This is a genomic window from Ferruginibacter sp. SUN106, from assembly GCF_050611765.1.
GTDB lineage: Bacteria > Bacteroidota > Bacteroidia > Chitinophagales > Chitinophagaceae > Ferruginibacter.
On the sequence record NZ_JBODJC010000002.1, the window covers coordinates 220,292 to 239,434 of the forward strand.

Sequence of the window (19,143 nt, forward strand, 5' to 3'; positions counted from 1 at the left end):
TTATTCTTCTGCAACTACTAAAGATCTCACCCTTAGTTCCTTTCCTTCGATGATATTAATTAAATGCCCGCTACAAACCGGGCAGGCATCATATACATTTTCTATTGCAAAAACCGCATCACAATCCGGGCATATTGCTTTGCCTTTAATACGGTTGATCTTTTTAGCAGCTTGTTCCAATATGGTTTGCTTTACTCCCTGTTGCCATGCAAATTCAAAAGCATTCATTTCTATAGTACTCAAGCAACCGATATCTATTTCAATTTCTTCAATGGTTCTTGCATTTGCAGCAGCAGCCTGCTGCTGAGCAATGCCCACAATGCTCAGCACAATAGAAAGTTCATGCATAGCAAGTTTATTTATTGCGCTGTTCAGCTTTATTTAAATAACGGGTATAAAGGATCACGCCGGCCAATGCAACTAAAGAAACGATCACATGTACCGGTTCAGTAAAATAATGGGTAATAGTAAATCCGCCAGTTTCTCCATGGCCGGGATGTGCAAGGCTTACCAAAGGCATACACAAAACAATAAGCACTAAAGCAACAATCATTTTTTTCATACTGCAATTTTTAGATAATGGACTAAAAGTAACAAGCAGCCTGAATTACAGCGATGACCAATGTCATATTTAAAAATGAAAAAAGTCATAAAATTTAGAAGTGCAGAAAAATAGCTTTACTACCTATTAACGATTCTCTCTCACCATTAAAATATTCTTCATGACTAACAATGCTTCTGTAAAAACACAACCCACTTATTACCAGGAGGTGGAAAGGAAAGGTTATACACGTCGTGACTTTCTTGGCTTTGTTACAATGATGGCAGCCTTTATGGGCTTAGAGCAATCCGCTATCGGTCAGGTTATAAAAGCAATGGAAACCAAACCACGTATACCGGTGATCTGGTTACACTTCCAGGAATGTACCTGTTGCAGCGAAAGTTTTATCCGCTCTTCGCATCCTATTGTAGCAGATATTTTATTAGACAAAATTTCATTGGATTATACCGAAACGCTGATGGCAGCGTCGGGCTTTCAGGCAGAAGCTGCTATGAAAAACACCATGGAAAAATATAAAGGCGAATATATTCTTTGTGTGGAAGGTAGTGTACCAACTGGTGCAGATGGCGTGTATTGTATGATCGGTGGTAAAACATCGATGCAGATCCTGGAAGAAGCTGCAGCTGGTGCTAAAGCTATTATTGCCTGGGGCAGTTGCGCCAGCAATGGTTGTGTACAATCTGCAAAACCAAATCCTACAAAGGCAACACCAATCCATAAATTATTAAAAGGTAATGTGCCATTAATTAAAGTACCTGGTTGTCCTCCGATAGGTGAAGTAATGGCCGGTGTAATTGTACACCTGGTAACTTTTGGAAAAATTCCCGAACTGGACAGGCTGGGAAGGCCAAAAGCTTTTTACAGCAAACGGGTCCACGACAGTTGCTACCGCAGGCCATTCTACGATGCCGGTTTATTTGTAGAAACCTTTGATGATGATAGTGCCAAAAAAGGCTATTGCTTATATAAAGTGGGCTGCAAAGGGCCATCAACTTATAATGCATGTGGTGTAATGAAATGGAATAACGGCACCAGCTACCCGATTCAATCCGGCCATCCTTGTATCGGATGCAGTGAAGAAAATTACTGGGATAATGGCAGGCTATATGAGAGAGCATCTGCCTTTGCCGGATTTGGTATAGAAGCTAATGCAGACACATTAGGTAAAGTTGCACTGGTAGGTACCGGTGTTGCTATCGCTGCTCATGCTATTGCCACTAATGTACGTAAGCACAACCTCATTTTCAATCTTGAAAAAGAAGGAAAGCAAAGCGAACAGGAATTAAAATCTTGATTCATAAAAAATAAAATTGCTATATGAGTAAAAGAATAGTAGTTGACCCCATAACCAGGATTGAAGGTCACTTAAGAATAGAAGCCGATATTGAAAGCGGTAAAATAACCGATGCTTACAGTAGTGGAACAATGGTACGTTTACTGGAAGAAATTTTAAGGGGCAGGGACCCCAGAGATGCCTGGGCATTTGTAGGAAGGGTTTGTGGTGTATGTACTTCTATTCATTCTTTAACTTCTGTGCGTTGTGTAGAAGATGCACTGGATATTGTTATTCCTCCCAACGCAGAATTGGTAAGAAACATTATGTTCTGTTCTCAATACATGCATGACCATGTGGTGCATTTTTATCATCTGCATGCTATGGATTGGGTGGATGTGGTGAATGCATTAAAAGCAGATCCTAAAAAAACATCAGAGCTTGCACAAAGCATTTCCAAATGGCCAAAAAGTTCTCCGGGTTATTTCAGTGATATTCAAACAAGGGTAAAGAAATTTGTAGAGAGCGGGCAGCTGGGCATTTTTGCCAATGGTTATTGGGGGCACCCTGCTTACAAATTACCTGCAGAAGTAAATCTTATTGGCCTTGCACATTACCTTGAAGCATTAGAATGGCAAAAAGAAATTGTAAAAATACATGCCATATTTGGTGGAAAAAATCCGCACCCGAATTACCTGGTTGGAGGAATGGCTTGTGCTATCAGTATGGATGATGTAAGTGGTATTAATGCAGAACGTTTGGCCTATGTGGGACAGTTATTGCAACAAGGAAAAGAATTTATTGAACAAGTATATATCCCCGACCTGATGGCCATTGCTTCTTTTTACAAAGACTGGGGCGCTATTGGTGGAGGTTTAGGAAATTACCTGGTGTATGGCGATCTGCCAACAAATGGATACAGAGATCCTGCCTCTTATAAATTCCCGGGTGGAGCCATTTTAAATAAAGACGTAAGTAAAGTATATGATGTTGACCTGCGTAAGGAAGAAGAAGTGCAGGAATTTATTACACATAGCTGGTACGAATACAAAGAAGGAAAGGATAAAGGCCTGCATCCATGGGAGGGTGAAAGTAAAATAAAATATACCGGTCCCAAGCCACCATTTGAAAATTTAGATACCAGTAAAGATTACAGTTACCTTAAAACACCAAGATGGAAAGGTAATGCAATGGAAGTAGGCCCATTAGCACGTATGCTTGTGGGTTATGCAAGAGGAAGAGAAGATTTTAAAGAAGTTGTAGATAAGGCTTTGAAAGATCTTGATGTTCCGATAGCAGCCCTGTTCTCTACCTTAGGAAGAACAGCAGCCCGTGGATTAGAAAGTGTGTTGACCGCACAATGGGGATTAGAATTCTTTGATCAGCTGATCACCAATATTAAAAATGGCGATACCCGTATGGCAGAGATGGGCAAATTTGATCCTGCCACCTGGCCTAAAACTGCAAAAGGTGTAGGGCATACAGAAGCACCACGTGGCGCATTGGCACACTGGATAAACATAGCAGATGAAAAGATAGCTAATTATCAGTTAGTGGTACCTACCACATGGAATGCATCACCAAGAGATAATAAAGGGCAGATGTCTGCTTATGAATCTTCTTTGATAGGAACACCTGTTGCAGATGAAAATCAGCCACTGGAAATTATCAGAACCATTCACAGTTTTGACCCCTGCATGGCCTGCAGCGTTCACATCTATGATGAAGATGGTAAACACATCAGCCGCATCAGTATTTTGGGAGATTAATTGCTAAAATATTTTTTATGTTACAAAAACATTTACGGGTACACCGGCTTCGCAGGGTATATGTATGGGAACAACCGGTAAGGATTTATCATTGGTTAAATGCACTGGTTTTGCTTGTATTGATAGCCACCGGTTTTTATATGGCCAACCCATTAGCATTGCAAAGCCATAAAGATGCTACCAATACCTACACCATGGGTTGGGTACGTTATGTTCATTTTGCAGCCGCTTATATATTCTTCTTTAATTTTTTATTTCGCATCTATTGGGGCTTTGTAGGAAATAAATATGCCAGCTGGCGCCAATTCCTTCCCATCTCAAAAAAATTTTTTAAAGAGATGTGGTATGTTTTCCGCATGGATATTTTAATGCTGAAAGGAAAAGAACACATGAGCATCGGGCACAATGCAATGGCCGGATTTATTTATTTTTTGACGTTCATCGCATTTTTAATACAATGTCTTACTGGTTTTGGACTATATGCAGCCATGAGCACCTGGTGGTTTCCTAAATTATTTGCCTGGGTGCCTGCCATGTTTGGCGGCGATATTTTAACCCGGCAAATTCATCACTGGAGTATGTGGTTCTTTATTCTGTTTGTAATAATACATGTGTACCTCGTATTCTATCATGATTATGTAGAAGGCCGTGGAGAAATGAGCAGTATGGGCGGTGGATGGAAATTTATTGAAGAAGAAACCTTTGAAAGAAACCATCATCAAACACCAAACCCCGAAAAGAAAACTTCAAAAGATAAAGATGCCGCAGCAAAATAAAATTTTGATATTAGGTATTGGCAATTACTTAATGGGTGATGAAGGCGTAGGTGTACATGCAGCTGAAAGATTGCAACAAGAAAACTTACCATCTTATGTTGATGTTGTAGATGGTGGCACCGGTGGCTTTCACTTGCTAGGTTATTTTGAAGGTTATGAAACAATTATTTTAATTGATGCCACATTAGATAATAATCCTAACGGAACTATCCGGTTAATAAAGCCACGCTTTGCACAGGACTTTCCAAAAGCAATGAGCACCCACGATATTGGTTTAAAAGATATGGTGAGCGCATTGCAGTTTATGGGGAAAATGCCGGTAATACATTTATTTGTTATGAGTATTGAAAGCTTGCAGCAACAAGGAATAACTTTAACAAGCGATATAGAAAAGGCAATGCCATTACTGATGACTAAAATAAAAACACTGCTTACTAACCTCGGGCAGGAAGCAAAACAAAAAGAAATTCTTGCTGCATAAAAAATTTACTTCCACTTACCTTACCAAAACAGCCCGGAAATTCAGGGCTGTTTGTTATAAAAAATATTGATCTCTATAATAAAGTAGTGGGGCATACATACTCTGTTTTAGGCACACCTGTTTTTACAATTTCGGCAAAGCCTCCTGTTACATCTGCAAAATCATTCCATCCTGCCAGCTTGAGTATTGATGCGGCTATCATACTTCTGTAACCACCTGCACAGTATAAAACAAACGATTTATTGGCAGGAAATGCTGCCAAACGTTTTTCAACCTGGTTAAGCGGTATGTTAATAGCGTCAACCACATGCTGTGTATCAAATTCACTTTTCTTTCTTATATCAAATACCAGCAATTGTTCTGCTGTATATTTTTTTTCAAATTCCGCAGCTGTTAACCTGTTGATGGTTTCATATTGTTTGCCGGCATTTTTCCATGCGGCAAAACCATTTTTCAAATATCCCAGTGTATTATCATTACCAACTCTTGCCAAACGTATAATACATTCTTCTTCTGTGCCAGGTTCAGTAACTAAAAGTATTTTTTGTTGCACATTGTTTATCATTTCTCCCACCCACTGTGCAAAATTACCATCAATACCAATGTTGATACTACCGGGAATAAATCCCCGGGCAAATTCGGCAGCGGTTCTTGTATCAAGAATTATTGTATCGGTTTCATCGGCTGCTATTTCAAATCCAGTTACACTCATAGGCTGTTTTCCTCTTTCCATGATAGTATCCAGGCTTTCATATCCTTTAATATTCAACAATACATTTTGTGGAAAATAAACCGGTGGTGTTGTTAACCCGTTAAGTAATACTTTAATAAATTCTTCTTTAGTTAAAGTAGGATCTAGTGCATAATTTACTTTCTTCTGATGCCCTAATGTATCTGTGGTTTCTTTACTCATCATTTTACCGCAGGCACTACCTGCTCCGTGGTTAGGATAAACAATAAGTTCATCACTCAAAGGCATTATTTTATTTCGCAAAGAATCAAATAAATAACCTGCTAATTTTTCTTCGGTTAATTCTGCAATTACATGTTGTGCCAGATCGGGCCTCCCAACATCTCCAATAAATAAAGTATCACCGGTGATGATGCCATGTTCTTTTCCATTTTCATCAATGAGTAAATAAGTACTGCTCTCCATGGTATGGCCCGGTGTATGCAATACTTTAATACTTATATCCCCCACTTTAAATACCTGGTTATCTTCAGCAACTATGGCTTCGTAAGCCGGCTTTGCTGTAGGACCAAAAACAATTTTTGCCCCGGTCTTTTTCACCAGGTCTAAGTGGCCGCTTACAAAATCTGCATGAAAATGCGTTTCAAAAACATATTTTATCAGGGCATTGTCTTTAGCGGCCCTGTCAATATAAGGTTGCACTTCTCTTAAGGGATCAAATATGGCAGCCTCGCCTTTACTCTCCACATAATATGCAGCATGAGCAATACAGGCGGTATAAATTTGTTCAACTTTCATCAGTACAATATTTTTATTTACTGTACAAAAATGCAACAAGTTTCAGTTTTATGATAGTTATGGCAGCGCTGGTTTTAGTGATAGTTATCAGTTGGCAATATGAGGAGGGTCATTCTTTTTATTAGTGTATTACAATAGCAGTTAAAATAAATTGCCGGATAAAAATCCGGCAACCTGTCACAATTATTTTTTTCTGCAGAAGAAGATTTACCCGTTATTATAAACTTTTATCACCGGCTCTCTTAACACTGCCGCATCAGGAGTACAATAAAAATAAATTGCTGCTGCGATAGCTTCGGGTTTTACCCAGGCACTTACATCTGCATCGGGCATGGCTTTGCGGTTTTGCGGTGTATCAATTGTACTGGGTACCACCACGCTGGTAACCACACCGGTTCCTTTTGCTTCTGCATTCATTAATTCTGCCAAACGAAAAATTAATGATTTACCCAAACCATAAGCAATCATTCCTTTACCATTCACTGCACTTAATCCGGGTTTGGAACCAATTAAAAAAATTCTGCCGCTTTTCTGTTCCAGCATTTGTACAAAAGCCGGTCGGGCAACATTATAAGCCGTTTCAAAATTCAATTTGTATTGTTTATAAATGTCGGATGTTTTTGTGTTGGCAACAGTACCCATTGCAAAGCCACCTACAGTTGCCACTACTGCATCCACTGTACCATACTTAGTCACTACATTATGTACAAATTTTTCTGCATCGTCTTCGCTCATCAGATCAACCACTACTTTCTCCAATTTATCATCTGCAATATCAAATGGTGCAGGATCATTGGGTACGATCGTTCCCACCACATTGTATCCTTCTGCTAAAAATTTTTTTACTACCGCCTGGCCCATATTGCCTGAGGCGCCTGTTACGATTGCTGTTTTGTTTAACATAGAAAGTTGTTTTTATTGATAACAAAAATAATAAAGAAGGGAATACAGAATTTTATACCATTGTGTCAATATACATGAACAAGAATAAAACATTATCAAAAAAAATATTACCAACAAAAAATCAATTTTTAAGCTTTGACAATAATTTTTCATAGCCTTCACAGTTTATATGAAGCTTGGATAATAACAAATCTTTCATCCGACCATTATCATCGTTTGAATTTATGTCTAGTTCTTGTTCTTTAAATAGTTTATTAAGATTTTCTGGACTAATCCCTTTGTAACAATTCTTAATTGATTTAAAAAAATCATCTCTTGTTTTAAGAGTATCTTTTGACCTCATAATACAGTTACATAACTGCGATGAAATGTTATTTAGTATATTTTGTTTTTTAAGAGGTGCATTACCAAATTTACTAAACTCTTTATTTAATTCTTCTTGAATTTCATCTAAAGGTTTAATATTTTCAGCATCCTTTTTGTATTCCAATAAAATACTATCTCTTGAAGCTTGGCTTAAGAGCAATTTATTGTATCCTGTCATTCCAAAAGTGCCTTTTGGAGAAAACATAGTATATCCTCTTGAAGTATTAAATATCCCTCCAATGTAAATACAATTATACTTTTTGAAGAATTGAAGTTGAAATGTGGGATAATAATATTCATCAAATATTTGAATTGAACTATCTGTCTTAGTTATGTGATATTTTTCAGGAGAAATTAATTCATTGTCCTTTATAACAGCTATATATTTTTCATCAAAAGCAAATATTTTTGCATTCACATACAATTTCTTTTCGCTCACTCTCAATTTAAACTCACCCTTGCTTATAAAATCAAGAAACTCTCCCAAATCAAAGCCCAGAATTAAATATTTATAATCAACAGTTGTTGAATTCGTACCAAATACAATTCTAATTTCCCTACCAACATCTATATACTTTGAAAAATTTAATACATTCTTTTCGTCCCCTTTAGATTGATATGTTTTATAGATATTCTTGACATTTTTAATATTCTTGTTGCCTGCAACATTATCACCTTTCCCATTATGAACCTGAACTGTTTTTTGTGCAGAAACAGAATTAAATGCAAATAAAATAAGTAAAGATAAATATCTCATTTTTCTTTATTAGTGGTTTTATTTCCACCAACATTATCTCCATTCCCCGAATGAACTTGAATGATTGATGATTTTGTGCTACTGGTGTCGGGTGTCAAGCTAGAATTTTGATTTTCTTTACTGTCTGATACCGGTTTATAAACCTTATAAACTTCTAGTGCAATAATAGCAACGATGACAGCAGCAATAAAAAAAGCCCAGCCTTTATGTTTTACTATCAATTCATTTAAATCAATCTTAATCATGATGTTCTGTTTAAAACAAATTTACTACTATTTTGCAAGGATTAAGAAGGTAGCGGAGTGAGGAACAAATGTGATTATTATAAAGGTTCTTGAAACAGTAATACATCTTTTTTAGCTGTCTTACAACATAGTAATATTGATCTCCTTAATATAAATATCTAATTTCTTTTTTTAGAATTCACAAAGTCTGAGAATACTAAATATTCAGTTACAAATATTTCAATTTAAATAAAAACATAGTGCACAAAAAATCCCACCGAAGTGGGATATGATTTTTCGTGGAGAGTATCGGGGTCGAACCGACGACCTCTTGCATGCCATGCAAGCGCTCTAGCCAACTGAGCTAACCCCCCAAATGGATTGCAAATATATAGTGGCTATCAGTTGTGTCCAAAAATAAAAGCCCGGCATTTTATTATGCCGGGCTTTACTATAAAAAATTAAGTTTTTTAATCTCCCCAAATCTCGTCCTTACCATCCAGCCATTTTTTCACCAGGTCGGTAGTTACAGATTTTGGCCTTTCTAATGGGAAGGCTAATGCCCTGTCCCAAATTAAGCTGGCTAATACACCCAGTGCTCTTGAAACACCAAATAACACGGTATAAAATTCATATTCCACCATACCATAGTGCACTAACAGGGCGCCGCTATGTGCATCTACATTCGGCCATGGGTTTTTTATCTTACCTAAAGATTGTAAGATTGGTGGCACCGCATCATAGATATTCCAAACGGTTTGTACCAAGGCATCATCCGGCATGTGTTTTTTGCCAAATTCCATTTGAGCAGTAAAGCGGGGATCTGTTTTGCGTAATACTGCATGGCCGTATCCTGGTACAACTTTTCCTTCGGTTAAAGTCTTTTTTACATATTCTTCTATCTGTGTTTTTGAAGGAAGGTCACTCCCGATTTCTTCTCTCAATTCATAGATCCACTTGATCACTTCCTGGTTGGCCAAACCATGCAATGGGCCAGCCAGGCCATTCATACCTGCAGCAAAACTTAAATAGGGGTCGCTTAATGCAGAACCTACAAGGTGTGTGGTATGAGCAGATACATTACCGCCTTCATGATCAGCATGAATAGTCATATATAAACGCATCAGCTCTTTAAAGGATTCGTCATCATAACCCATCATGTGAGCAAAATTACCGGACCAATCTAACAAGCCATTAGGCTGAATATGTTCTCCGTTTTTATATTTTCTGCGATAGATATAAGCTGCAACTCTTGGCAGTCGTGCTATCAGATCCATTGAATCATCAAACACGGCATCCCAGTAATCTTTCTTGTTCATGCCTGCTGCATAGTTCTTGCTAAACTGGCTTTCAGTTTGCAAAGCCATAATAGCTACCACAAACTGTGTCATCGGGTGAGTAGATACGGGTAATGCTTCAATGGTGTCAAACACATGATTAGGCACATGGCTGCGGCGTTGCCATACATTGGTAATATGCTGCACATCTTCTTCAGATGGCAATTCCCCCACCAGCATTAAATGAAACAATCCTTCCGGCAAAGGCTCTGAACCTTTTGGTGCTTTAGGCAGTTTCTGTTGCAGTTCGGGTATAGTGTAACCACGAAAGCGAATACCTTCCTGTGCATCCAATAAAGATGTTTCAGTTACAAGGCCGGTCATGCCACGCATGCCCTGGTAAATCTGGCTCAATGTAACTTCGCCAATCTTTTTATTGCCATGCTCTTTCAGCAGGTCTTTAATTTCCGCAGCAACAATCTCTGATTTCGCTTTGAATTTGTCTTTAATAATTCCCATACCGCAATTGAAATTTATAAATGTAAAGTACCTGATACTTTTAACAACAAAATGAATGGTTCATTAAAAGATGCTTAAAATTACGATGCGCCGCCCTGTTAAACAAAAGTTTTAAAAGAAAGTTTCAAGATTGTAATGCAAAAGAGTAATTCAGTTCCCATTTACTTTTTTACAATAACCAGAAGTTATTTAGGAGCTTTTTTGTAAAGATAAAAAGCCAGTATTCCGAAGACAATATTGGGCGTCCAGGCAGCAAGAAAAGGAGTAAAACTACCCTTGGTTGCAAACACAATTGTAAACCGGCTGAATAAAATATACAGTACGCTGATAACAACACCTAATGCCAGGTGCAATCCACTGCCTCCTCTTACTTTACGGGAAGCCAATACTGCTCCAATAACAGTAAGAATTAAAACGGATACGGGAATGGCATCCCTGTTGTAGCGCTCTACTAACAACGCACTCAGCCCTTCGGAGCCTCTTATCTTTTCCTGTTTGATAAACCGGTTTAACTCCGGGGTGGGCATCTGGTCTTTCATATACTCATCCCTGCGCAGATCCAGCGGTTTAAAATTATAGCTCATCAGTAAAGTTGGTGAATGCTTTACATCTTCTGCAATACCATTAATGCTTCTTTCCGATACATTATCCAGTTTCCATTTTTTAGCACTGGTATCCCAGTTAAAATTATCTGCTCTTAAATTGTATAATAATTTATTGTTGGCAAAACGTTGTACAAAAAATCCGCTGCCAACCCTGGAAATGGTATCGTAGGTTCTGATACCAATATAGGTATTGGTATCATTCCTGAAATACAAGTGTTGTTTAAAAGTGTTGCTGCCATTAGGGGTACTTCCAAAATTCGGATCAATATATTTTGCTTCAAAATCGCCCCATTTTTTATTGGCCTTAGGCACTACATATTGATAACCGAACCATAAAATAATTGCCAGGAATAAACCGCCCGTTAAATAGGGCACAAGAAAACGCCTGAAGCTTACACCGCTGCTTAAAATAGCCACTACTTCTGAACGGGTAGCCATTTTGGATGTAAAAAATATCACCGCAATAAATGTAAATAAAGGAAACAGCATGGCATCAATCCTTGGAATAAAGCCAAAATAAAAATCGGTAATTATTCTTGATGCCGGCAGTTTGGATTTTACAAAATCATCTGTGTGCTCACTTACATCTACCACTACCACAATTGCCGTCATTAATAAAAGGCAAAAGAAAAATGTAGAAAGAAATTTAAATAATATGTAGCGGTCGATTTTTTTAAACATTGTAATCAGCCCCGGCAGTTTGTTTTTGCCCCAGCAAATGTAGAGCAAAAAGGGCTAGTGTAAAAAAGCATATTTGTAACTATTTGTGAAGATTCATACTGGTTTAAGAGTTGAGGCGTTTAGAGTTGAGTGGTACATCCTAAACTTCTAAACCCTAAAACTCTAACCTCCTGCACTACTTATAGCTTTTGCTGCGATCCAGCCCGTTGTCCATGCATTTTGAAAATTAAATCCACCGGTTACCCCATCCACATTAATTACTTCGCCGGCAAAGAACAGGCCGGGTATTTTTTTGCTTTGCATGGTATTATAATCAATGTCGCTTAATTGTATGCCGCCTGCAGTTACAAATTCTTCTTTAAATGTGGTTTTACCTTTTACTTCAAATTCCTGTACGCATAAATTTTTGATCAGTTTATTTTGATTGGCAGCCGGCAGATCGGCCCAGCGCAGATCCGGTGCAATACCTGATTGTTGTAATAAATATTCCCATAACCTGCCGGGCAATAAAAATGGGTTGCGGTTAATTATTTTTTGTGTTGCTATATCAAACCGAAGCTGCTGCATTTTTTCTCTCAGCGTATTTTCATTAAACTCCGGAATCCAGTTCACCATTATCTTAAACGTATAATTCTTAGTTTGTAATTCCCTTGCTCCCCATGCAGAAAGTTTTAAAACTGCAGGGCCACTCATGCCCCAATGAGTTATTAATAACGGGCCCTGCTCCATCAGCTTTGTACCTGCGATTTTTACCACCACATTTTCAACTGTTACTCCCATTAATGCAGTAATGGCATTACCCGGCATATTAAATGTAAATAAAGAAGGAACCGGTTCTTCTATAGTATGCTGCAGGTTTTTTAACCATTCAAACTGGATTGTTTTAGGATATCCCCCACTGGCAATGCAAACATAATCTGCCTGCAAAATTTTATTACCTGCTAATGCAACTTCAAACTGTGGCTGTTGTACCAATAATGTTTTAACTTCTGCATTCATTATGATATTTACGCTGTATTTATTTACCTCTTTCATAAGGCAATCAATAATAGTTTGAGAAGAATTGGTAACCGGAAACATTCTGCCATCAGCTTCTGTTTTCAGCTCCACCCCTCTTTCTTTAAACCATTGTATAGTATCTGTTGTAAAAAAATGATGAAATGCTTTTTTCAGGAATGAAGCGCCCCGAGGATATTTTTTTATCATCTCAGCAATACTGAAGCAGGCATGTGTTACATTACAACGGCCGCCACCACTTACTTTTACCTTACTTAATAACTTACTGCTTTTTTCTACAAGCGTTACTTCCAATCCGGGATTCATTCGTGCAGCATTTGCAGCACAAAAAAATCCTGCTGCTCCGCCGCCAATCACTACCAGGTGTTTTTTATTCATCAGTCTATTTTGTATCTTGACCATTAAAAGTACAACTAAACTCCAAACTGTAAGATGGCAAACTCCATTACAAAAAAGCAATTAAAAGAAATTCCCGTAATCCCTTATGAAAAAATAAGGGAGCATATTAAAACCGGTGATATTTTTTTCAGCAGTGGCAGCTACGCTTTTTCGGGTATTATTCAAAACCTCACCAAAAGCACCTGGAGCCATGTGGCGGTTATTTATAAAGATGAAGTATTAGGAAGAGTATTGGTTTTAGAAGCAGAGCCTAATGTTGGGATCAGGTTAATTCCATTATCAAAATATTTACATGATTATAAAGATAAAAAGCGGCCTTATAAAGGGCAGATTACTATTGCTCAATTAAATATTGATGTTGAAAAAGAAAAATTGAATCGGGGTATCAGCTTTGGATTAGATGAATTAGCAAGGCCCTACGATAATTTTGAAATTGTACGTATCATGATCCGCATTTTATTTCACATCAGTAAAAGGGAAAGAAACCGTAATTATATCTGCAGTGAATTGGTAAGGGATATTTTTGCAAAAGCCGGCGTTATCATTCAATATAAAGACACGTATATAAGCCCCGAAAAAATATGGACAGATGAAAGAGTAGAGATGAGGTACAGGATACTTTGATTCGTGAGGCGTGAATCGTCAGACCTGAGTAAATACAGACCTTTCAAATAGCAGCAGTACTATGAGTGAGTGGTGCGTCACACTCACGACTCCCCACTCACGTATCACGCTTAATAATCCGAGCAAAGATTTGGATTGGCTTTTTCCGCTGCTTCTATTTCTTCAAAAGAAGATAGTATATCAGCTTTGCCTCTTCGAATGCAGATATTGTGTTCGTAATGTGCTGCAGGTTTACCGTCCTCTGTTCTTATCGTCCAGCCATCTTTATCGTGAAAAACATTTTTTGTTCCCAGGTTGATCATTGGTTCAATTGCAATCACCATACCTTCTTTCAATTTAGCACCTGTACCTCTTTTGCCATAGTTGGGCACTTGCGGATCTTCGTGTAATTTTCTACCCAAACCATGCCCTACCAGTTCTCTTACTACACCATACCCATATTCCTTTTCGGTATGTTGTTGTACTGCATAAGCAATATCACCTACCCGGTTACCATGTATCGCTTTTTCAATGCCTTTGTATAAAGATTCTTTTGTTACCCTTAATAATTGTTTCACTTCGTTGCTGACAGTGCCTACCGCAAACGTATAAGCGCTATCACCATGAAAGCCATTTTTAAAAACCCCTACGTCAACAGAAACAATATCCCCGTCTTTTAAAACATCTTTAGTAGGAAAGCCATGTACCACAGCGTCATTAACAGATATGCAGCAAGCATAGGGAAAATCCTGGTAACCTTTAAAAGATGGAAGGGCTTTATTATCCAGTATAAATTTTTCGGCAAACTGGTCCAGTTCAAGTGTAGAAATGCCGGGCCTGATGATCTTTGCCACTTCAGCCAATGTTTTACTAACCAGTAAACTGCTTTCTCTCATCAGTTCTATCTCTTCCTTTGATTTATAGTGAATCATTTATTTTTCATTTAAAACAAACCCCGACATTTTTTGTCGGGGCTTAATTATTTTTTAAGTCCCCAAAAGGGGAAAACGTAAATTAAATTGTTGTTGCAGCTTGTCTTCCCTGAACTCTTCCGCTGCTCATTAATCCATCATACTGACGCATTAATAATTGTGTTTCAATTTGCTGTAGTGTATCCAGTATAACACCCACCATGATCAACAAAGATGTACCACCAAAGAAAGTAGAGAATCCCTGTGTCATATCAACAAATGCTAATTGACAAAGACCTGGCAGGATACCAACGAATGCTAATAATACAGCACCAGGTAAAGTAATTCTATCCATGATAGTTCCTATATAGTCTGCAGTTGGCTGACCAGGTTTTACACCCGGAATAAAGCCATTGTTACGCTTCAATTCATCAGCCATTTGCTTAGGATTGAATATTAACGCTGTATATAAAAACGTAAAGGCAATAACTGCTACTGAATAAATAAGCATGTACCAAACGTTCTTATGATCGTTTAAGAAACTAGCCTGTGTTGTTTTACCCAAACCTGTAATAAAAGCTATCAGGAATAATATCGCTTGCGCAAAAATGATCGGCATTACACCGGAAGCATTTACTTTTAATGGTAAAAAGTTTCTTGCACCACCAAACTGGCGATTACCCACAATTTGTTTTGCATAGTTAACAGGCACTCTTCTTGTTCCCTGTATCAGCATGATCAATCCCATGATCACTGCAATAAGGAATACAATTTCAATCATCATGATTAACAAACCACCTGCGCCTCTTGTTGTTCTTGCTGCCCATTCCTGTACAATAGCCTGAGGTAATCTACCTAAGATACCAATCATGATAATTATAGAAGTACCATTACCTAAACCTTTATCAGTAATTTTTTCACCTAACCACATTACAAATAAAGTACCTACTGTAAGAATAACTACAGTTGACAATTTAAAGAAAGTAGCACCATAAGCTGGAATAATTGCAGAACCGTAAGTAGAAGTTAAAAAGCTGATATACGCTACAGCCTGAAATGCAGTAACACCTACAGTAAGGTAACGTGTCCACTGGTTGATTTTCTTTCTGCCGCTTTCACCTTCTTTCTGAATTTTTGCAATCTGGGGAACCAGGATCGTCATCAATTGCATGAAGATAGACGCAGAAATGTAGGGCATGATACCCAATGCAAAAATAGAGGCTCTGTTAAAAGAACCGCCTACAAAAGTATCAAGTAAACCCAGCAACCCACCCGAGGTTTTTGCATTCCCCTTTTGCAGGTCAACTAAAGTATTAGGATTGATACCAGGTAACACGATATGCGTACCTACTATATAAATGAAGATAAGCAATAACGTAAAAGTGATCTTATTACGCAACTCCTCAATACTCCAGATATTCTTAAGTGTTTTTATAAACTTCTTCACAGATTTAAACCGATTTAAATGTTTTGCGCTAATTAAAAATGACCCCGCCAGGCGGGGTCTGCAAATATCGTGAAATTATTTAACTATCTCAACAGAACCTCCGGCAGCTTCAATAGCAACTTTAGCTTTTTCGCTTATCGCATTTACTTTAAAAGTAAATTTACCCTTTATCTCTCCGTTAGCTAAAACTTTTACACTATCAAACTGACTGATCAATCCATTGATATATAAATTCTGTAAATTAAATTCTGTGATACCGTATTTTTCAGAAAGATGATCGATCTGACCAATATTTAATACTTTGAATTCAATACGATTATTGTTTTTGAAACCACGTTTTGGTATACGGCGTTGAATTGGCATCTGGCCACCTTCATGAGCCTTTTTGCTTTTGTAACCAGCACGGCTCTGTCCGCCTTTATTACCTTTAGTAGATGTACCACCTTTACCGCTTGCCTCACCACGGCCAATTCTTTTTTCTTTGTGTGTTGCGCCTTTCGCAGGTCTTAAAGTATGTAATTTCATTGTATGTTGATTTTGTACTTACGGGGAATCACCCCTCGCTTTTGTAATTAATAATGTTTTAATTAATAATGTTGAGTCAGAGAAAATTATCCGTTAACTCATTATCAATTATCCATTGCTTAAGCCAGTTCTTCCACTTTTACCAGGTGGCTAACTTTAGTAACCATACCTAATATCTGAGGAGTAGCATCCACCTCTACAGAAGCATTCATCTTTCTTAAACCTAAAGCTACCATTGTTCTTTTCTGGCGCTCAGATCTGTCGATTACACTTTTTACTTGTGTTACTTTTATCTTTTTCATTTTATTAAGTTGTAAGTGATAAGTTATAAGAGGTAAGTATAAAACCAATTGCTTATTACTTACTACTTAGTACTTACTGCTTTTATCCGTTAAATACTTTCTTTAAAGAAATGTTACGTGTTTTTGCAAATGCAATTGGTTCACGCAAAGAAGCTAATGCTTTAAAAGTTGCTTTTACCACGTTAGTAGGATTAGCGGAACCTAAGTTCTTTGCTAATACGTCAGTGATACCAGCTGCTTCCAAAACCGCTCTCATACTACCTCCGGCTATTACACCAGTACCATGAGCTGCAGGTTTAATAAAAACTTTTGCTGCACCTTCTTTAGTTAATTGTTCGTGAGGTATAGTACCGTGCATGATAGGAACTTTTATCAAATTCTTTTTTGCATCTTCAATACCTTTTGTAATAGCTTCCTGCACTTCTTTGGCTTTACCTAGTCCGTGACCAACAACGCCTGCTTCATTACCAACAACCACTAAAGCCGAAAAGCTAAATGCACGTCCACCTTTTGTTGTTTTAACAACACGGTTGATAGCAACCACTTTGTCTTTTAACTCAAGATCGCCTGCCTTTACTTTGTTTAAAATTAAATTTGCCATTTATATCGATTTACGATTTTTGATGTATGATATATGATTTTTTTTATGCAGCAGATAAATCATAAATCTGCAATGTGCAATCTTAAAATTGCAATCCGCCTTCCCTGGCACCTTCAGCAACTGCCTTTACACGGCCATGGTAGATATATCCGCCACGATCAAATACTACTGTAGTAATACCTAATTCTTTTGCTTTTGTTGCAATAGCAGCACCTACTAATTTACTTTTTTCTGTTTTAGGCGCTTTTTGAGCGGCAATATCTTTTTGCTTTGATGAAGCTGCCGCTAATGTTACACCATTGGCATCATCAATCAACTGGGCATAGATATCAGCATTACTTCTGAAAACGCTTAACCTTGGTTTTGCTGCAGCACCGCTTATCTTTTTACGGATGCGGTATTTAATTTTTACTCTTGCGCTACCTTTTGAATTCATGATCTTTTATTTTAGTTGCTCCGATACTGCCGGAACTTATTTGTTTATTGGTTTACTTGTTTATTAGTTTATTGGTCTTATTGTTTTCACTAATAAACCAATTCACTAATTAACCATCTTACTTACCTGCTGATTTACCTGCTTTTCTTCTCAATACTTCGCCTGCAAATTTAACACCCTTACCTTTATATGGTTCTGGCTTACGTAAGCTTCTGATCTTTGCACAAACCTGTCCTATTAATTGTTTGTCGCTGCTCTCAAAACTGATCATCGGGTTCTGGCCCTTTTCCTGGGAGGTAGTAACTTTTAATTCTTTAGGAATTTCAAAAACAATGTTATGAGAATACCCTAAAGCAAGGTCCAACAAATTTCCCTGGTTAGATGCTTTGTAACCCACACCCACTAATTCCAGTTTCTTTGTGTACCCTTCAGTAACACCAGTTACCATGTTGCTGATCAATGAACGATACAAACCATGCATGGCACGGTGACGAATCTGTTCAGTTGGACGTACCACATCTACAGTACCGTCTTTAATTTCAATTTTAATATCACGGTCAACAGATTGTTTCAATTCGCCTTTAGGGCCTTTTACAGTTACAACGTTTTCGTTATTAACTGAGATAGTTACACCTGAAGGAACTGTTACCGGTTTTTTACCTATACGAGACATAGTATTTTATTTTTTGTTTCTGACCGGTCAGCCTGCTATAGGTTCGGCTTAATGTATCAGGAACTGTTTTTTAATTTTTAAGAACATCACCCTTAAACCGGTTTATTGGTTCAGGGTTTAGAAGTTTAGTAAATATTACAAAGTACTTCACCACCTACATTCTGCGCTTTTGCTTCTTTATCGGTCATTACACCTTTAGAAGTAGAAACGATGGCAACACCTAAACCATTCTTTACACGTTTGAATTCTCCTGGTTTTGCGTAAGTACGTAAACCCGGGCGGCTAACTCTTTCTAAACTTTGTATTACAGGTAATTTAGTTGCTGCATCATATTTCAATGCAATCTTAATAACACCTTGTTTTTTATCTTCTTCAAATTTGTACTTTAAGATGTAACCTTTATCGTACAATATTTCTGTGATACGTTTTTTCAAATTGCTTGCAGGTATTTCCACAATACGGTGATTAGCCATCTGAGCATTACGTATTCTTGTTAAATAATCTGCTATAGGATCAGTAACCATTGTTATTTTAGTTAATTGATTAA

The 19,143-nt window shown here is 37.6% G+C and carries 22 protein-coding genes and 1 tRNA gene; 5 read left to right on the top strand and 18 right to left on the bottom strand.

Annotation, left to right across the window (positions count from 1 at the left end; all coding sequences use genetic code 11):
* Complete coding sequence (locus ACQ334_RS06970) at positions 1-348, bottom strand: hydrogenase maturation nickel metallochaperone HypA (protein ID WP_430987462.1); 348 nt, start codon at positions 346-348, stop codon at positions 1-3.
* Positions 349-355: 7 nt separating this feature from the next.
* Positions 356-562, bottom strand: a complete 207-nt coding sequence (locus ACQ334_RS06975) for a hypothetical protein (RefSeq protein WP_430987463.1) — start codon at positions 560-562, stop codon at positions 356-358.
* Positions 563-722: 160 nt separating this feature from the next.
* Between ACQ334_RS06975 and ACQ334_RS06980 the strand changes: the two genes are divergently transcribed.
* The 4 genes from ACQ334_RS06980 to ACQ334_RS06995 are packed head-to-tail and all read left to right on the top strand — an operon-like array spanning position 723 to position 4,861.
* Positions 723-1,856 carry a hydrogenase small subunit gene (locus tag ACQ334_RS06980; RefSeq protein ID WP_430987464.1) on the top strand — a complete coding sequence of 378 codons (1,134 nt, stop codon included), beginning with the start codon at positions 723-725 and terminating at the stop codon, positions 1,854-1,856.
* 23 nt (positions 1,857-1,879) lie between these two features.
* Positions 1,880-3,604, top strand: coding sequence for a nickel-dependent hydrogenase large subunit (locus tag ACQ334_RS06985; RefSeq protein WP_430987465.1), 1,725 nt, complete (start codon positions 1,880-1,882; stop codon positions 3,602-3,604).
* Positions 3,605-3,621: 17 nt separating this feature from the next.
* A complete protein-coding gene (gene cybH, locus ACQ334_RS06990) occupies positions 3,622-4,380 on the top strand; it encodes a Ni/Fe-hydrogenase, b-type cytochrome subunit (RefSeq protein ID WP_430987466.1) in 759 nt (252 codons plus the stop codon).
* Positions 4,364-4,861, top strand: coding sequence for a hydrogenase maturation protease (locus ACQ334_RS06995; RefSeq protein ID WP_430987467.1), 498 nt, complete (start codon positions 4,364-4,366; stop codon positions 4,859-4,861). The genes cybH and ACQ334_RS06995 overlap by 17 nt, the downstream gene beginning before the upstream one ends.
* 73 nt (positions 4,862-4,934) lie before the next feature.
* On the opposite strand, the gene ACQ334_RS07000 is transcribed toward ACQ334_RS06995, so the two are convergent.
* The 8 genes from ACQ334_RS07000 to ACQ334_RS07035 all read right to left on the bottom strand — a co-directional run bounded on the left by ACQ334_RS07000 (position 4,935) and on the right by ACQ334_RS07035 (position 13,077).
* The gene (locus ACQ334_RS07000; RefSeq protein WP_430987468.1) at positions 4,935-6,350 is read right to left on the bottom strand and encodes an MBL fold metallo-hydrolase; all 1,416 of its coding nucleotides are present in this window, start codon (positions 6,348-6,350) and stop codon (positions 4,935-4,937) included.
* Between the two features lie 207 nt (positions 6,351-6,557).
* Positions 6,558-7,253, bottom strand: a complete 696-nt coding sequence (locus tag ACQ334_RS07005) for an SDR family NAD(P)-dependent oxidoreductase (RefSeq protein WP_430987469.1) — start codon at positions 7,251-7,253, stop codon at positions 6,558-6,560.
* A 121-nt stretch (positions 7,254-7,374) separates the two neighbouring features.
* Complete coding sequence (locus ACQ334_RS07010; protein ID WP_430987470.1) at positions 7,375-8,376, bottom strand: hypothetical protein; 1,002 nt, start codon at positions 8,374-8,376, stop codon at positions 7,375-7,377.
* Positions 8,373-8,621, bottom strand: coding sequence for a hypothetical protein (locus ACQ334_RS07015; protein ID WP_430987471.1), 249 nt, complete (start codon positions 8,619-8,621; stop codon positions 8,373-8,375). The genes ACQ334_RS07010 and ACQ334_RS07015 overlap by 4 nt, the downstream gene beginning before the upstream one ends.
* A 279-nt stretch (positions 8,622-8,900) precedes the next feature.
* A tRNA-Ala gene (locus ACQ334_RS07020) sits at positions 8,901-8,974 on the bottom strand.
* Positions 8,975-9,070: 96 nt separating this feature from the next.
* Positions 9,071-10,396, bottom strand: a complete 1,326-nt coding sequence (locus ACQ334_RS07025) for a citrate (Si)-synthase, eukaryotic (RefSeq protein WP_430987472.1) — start codon at positions 10,394-10,396, stop codon at positions 9,071-9,073.
* A gap of 185 nt (positions 10,397-10,581) precedes the next feature.
* Entirely contained in the window at positions 10,582-11,682 is a 1,101-nt protein-coding gene (locus ACQ334_RS07030; RefSeq protein WP_430987473.1) for an LptF/LptG family permease, read from the bottom strand.
* Positions 11,683-11,844: 162 nt separating this feature from the next.
* Positions 11,845-13,077: an NAD(P)/FAD-dependent oxidoreductase gene (locus tag ACQ334_RS07035; protein ID WP_430987474.1), complete on the bottom strand. Its 1,233-nt coding sequence runs from the start codon at positions 13,075-13,077 to the stop codon at positions 11,845-11,847.
* A gap of 54 nt (positions 13,078-13,131) precedes the next feature.
* On the opposite strand from ACQ334_RS07035, the gene ACQ334_RS07040 reads away from it, so the two are divergent.
* Positions 13,132-13,722, top strand: a complete 591-nt coding sequence (locus ACQ334_RS07040; protein WP_430987475.1) for a YiiX/YebB-like N1pC/P60 family cysteine hydrolase — start codon at positions 13,132-13,134, stop codon at positions 13,720-13,722.
* Positions 13,723-13,832: 110 nt separating this feature from the next.
* On the opposite strand, the gene map is transcribed toward ACQ334_RS07040, so the two are convergent.
* The 8 genes from map to rpsH form a co-directional block, all read right to left on the bottom strand.
* Positions 13,833-14,633 (bottom strand): type I methionyl aminopeptidase, encoded by an 801-nt coding sequence (gene map, locus ACQ334_RS07045; RefSeq protein ID WP_430987476.1) that lies wholly within the window; start codon positions 14,631-14,633, stop codon positions 13,833-13,835.
* Between the two features lie 82 nt (positions 14,634-14,715).
* Positions 14,716-16,059, bottom strand: coding sequence for a preprotein translocase subunit SecY (gene secY, locus ACQ334_RS07050; RefSeq protein WP_430987477.1), 1,344 nt, complete (start codon positions 16,057-16,059; stop codon positions 14,716-14,718).
* Between the two features lie 75 nt (positions 16,060-16,134).
* Positions 16,135-16,584 (bottom strand): 50S ribosomal protein L15, encoded by a 450-nt coding sequence (gene rplO / locus ACQ334_RS07055; RefSeq protein WP_430987478.1) that lies wholly within the window; start codon positions 16,582-16,584, stop codon positions 16,135-16,137.
* 119 nt (positions 16,585-16,703) lie between these two features.
* The gene (gene rpmD / locus ACQ334_RS07060) at positions 16,704-16,886 is read right to left on the bottom strand and encodes a 50S ribosomal protein L30 (RefSeq protein WP_430987479.1); all 183 of its coding nucleotides are present in this window, start codon (positions 16,884-16,886) and stop codon (positions 16,704-16,706) included.
* 82 nt (positions 16,887-16,968) lie between these two features.
* Entirely contained in the window at positions 16,969-17,487 is a 519-nt protein-coding gene (rpsE, locus tag ACQ334_RS07065; RefSeq protein ID WP_430987480.1) for a 30S ribosomal protein S5, read from the bottom strand.
* A gap of 82 nt (positions 17,488-17,569) precedes the next feature.
* Positions 17,570-17,923 carry a 50S ribosomal protein L18 gene (gene rplR / locus ACQ334_RS07070; RefSeq protein ID WP_430987481.1) on the bottom strand — a complete coding sequence of 118 codons (354 nt, stop codon included), beginning with the start codon at positions 17,921-17,923 and terminating at the stop codon, positions 17,570-17,572.
* Positions 17,924-18,041: 118 nt separating this feature from the next.
* The gene (gene rplF / locus ACQ334_RS07075; protein ID WP_430987482.1) at positions 18,042-18,596 is read right to left on the bottom strand and encodes a 50S ribosomal protein L6; all 555 of its coding nucleotides are present in this window, start codon (positions 18,594-18,596) and stop codon (positions 18,042-18,044) included.
* Between the two features lie 125 nt (positions 18,597-18,721).
* A complete protein-coding gene (gene rpsH / locus ACQ334_RS07080; protein ID WP_430987483.1) occupies positions 18,722-19,120 on the bottom strand; it encodes a 30S ribosomal protein S8 in 399 nt (132 codons plus the stop codon).
* Between the last annotated feature and the right edge of the window lie 23 nt (positions 19,121-19,143).

Excerpts from the sequence above, each read along its gene's own strand:
- map (WP_430987476.1), bottom strand. The coding sequence starts at position 14,633 with ATGATTCACTATAAATCAAAGGAAGAGATAGAACTGATGAGAGAAAGC.
- ACQ334_RS07010 (WP_430987470.1), bottom strand. The coding sequence starts at position 8,376 with ATGAGATATTTATCTTTACTTATTTTATTTGCATTTAATTCTGTTTCT.
- ACQ334_RS07025 (WP_430987472.1), bottom strand. The coding sequence starts at position 10,396 with ATGGGAATTATTAAAGACAAATTCAAAGCGAAATCAGAGATTGTTGCT.
- ACQ334_RS07030 (WP_430987473.1), bottom strand. The coding sequence starts at position 11,682 with ATGTTTAAAAAAATCGACCGCTACATATTATTTAAATTTCTTTCTACA.
- rpmD (WP_430987479.1), bottom strand. The coding sequence starts at position 16,886 with ATGAAAAAGATAAAAGTAACACAAGTAAAAAGTGTAATCGACAGATCT.
- ACQ334_RS07005 (WP_430987469.1), bottom strand. The coding sequence starts at position 7,253 with ATGTTAAACAAAACAGCAATCGTAACAGGCGCCTCAGGCAATATGGGC.
- rplF (WP_430987482.1), bottom strand. The coding sequence starts at position 18,596 with ATGTCTCGTATAGGTAAAAAACCGGTAACAGTTCCTTCAGGTGTAACT.
- ACQ334_RS06970 (WP_430987462.1), bottom strand. The coding sequence starts at position 348 with ATGCATGAACTTTCTATTGTGCTGAGCATTGTGGGCATTGCTCAGCAG.
- rpsE (WP_430987480.1), bottom strand. The coding sequence starts at position 17,487 with ATGGCAAATTTAATTTTAAACAAAGTAAAGGCAGGCGATCTTGAGTTA.
- cybH (WP_430987466.1), top strand. The coding sequence starts at position 3,622 with ATGTTACAAAAACATTTACGGGTACACCGGCTTCGCAGGGTATATGTA.
- ACQ334_RS06975 (WP_430987463.1), bottom strand. The coding sequence starts at position 562 with ATGAAAAAAATGATTGTTGCTTTAGTGCTTATTGTTTTGTGTATGCCT.
- rplR (WP_430987481.1), bottom strand. The coding sequence starts at position 17,923 with ATGAATTCAAAAGGTAGCGCAAGAGTAAAAATTAAATACCGCATCCGT.
- ACQ334_RS07015 (WP_430987471.1), bottom strand. The coding sequence starts at position 8,621 with ATGATTAAGATTGATTTAAATGAATTGATAGTAAAACATAAAGGCTGG.
- rplO (WP_430987478.1), bottom strand. The coding sequence starts at position 16,584 with ATGAAATTACATACTTTAAGACCTGCGAAAGGCGCAACACACAAAGAA.
- ACQ334_RS07000 (WP_430987468.1), bottom strand. The coding sequence starts at position 6,350 with ATGAAAGTTGAACAAATTTATACCGCCTGTATTGCTCATGCTGCATAT.
- ACQ334_RS06995 (WP_430987467.1), top strand. The coding sequence starts at position 4,364 with ATGCCGCAGCAAAATAAAATTTTGATATTAGGTATTGGCAATTACTTA.
- ACQ334_RS06980 (WP_430987464.1), top strand. The coding sequence starts at position 723 with ATGACTAACAATGCTTCTGTAAAAACACAACCCACTTATTACCAGGAG.
- ACQ334_RS07035 (WP_430987474.1), bottom strand. The coding sequence starts at position 13,077 with ATGAATAAAAAACACCTGGTAGTGATTGGCGGCGGAGCAGCAGGATTT.
- ACQ334_RS06985 (WP_430987465.1), top strand. The coding sequence starts at position 1,880 with ATGAGTAAAAGAATAGTAGTTGACCCCATAACCAGGATTGAAGGTCAC.
- rpsH (WP_430987483.1), bottom strand. The coding sequence starts at position 19,120 with ATGGTTACTGATCCTATAGCAGATTATTTAACAAGAATACGTAATGCT.
- ACQ334_RS07040 (WP_430987475.1), top strand. The coding sequence starts at position 13,132 with ATGGCAAACTCCATTACAAAAAAGCAATTAAAAGAAATTCCCGTAATC.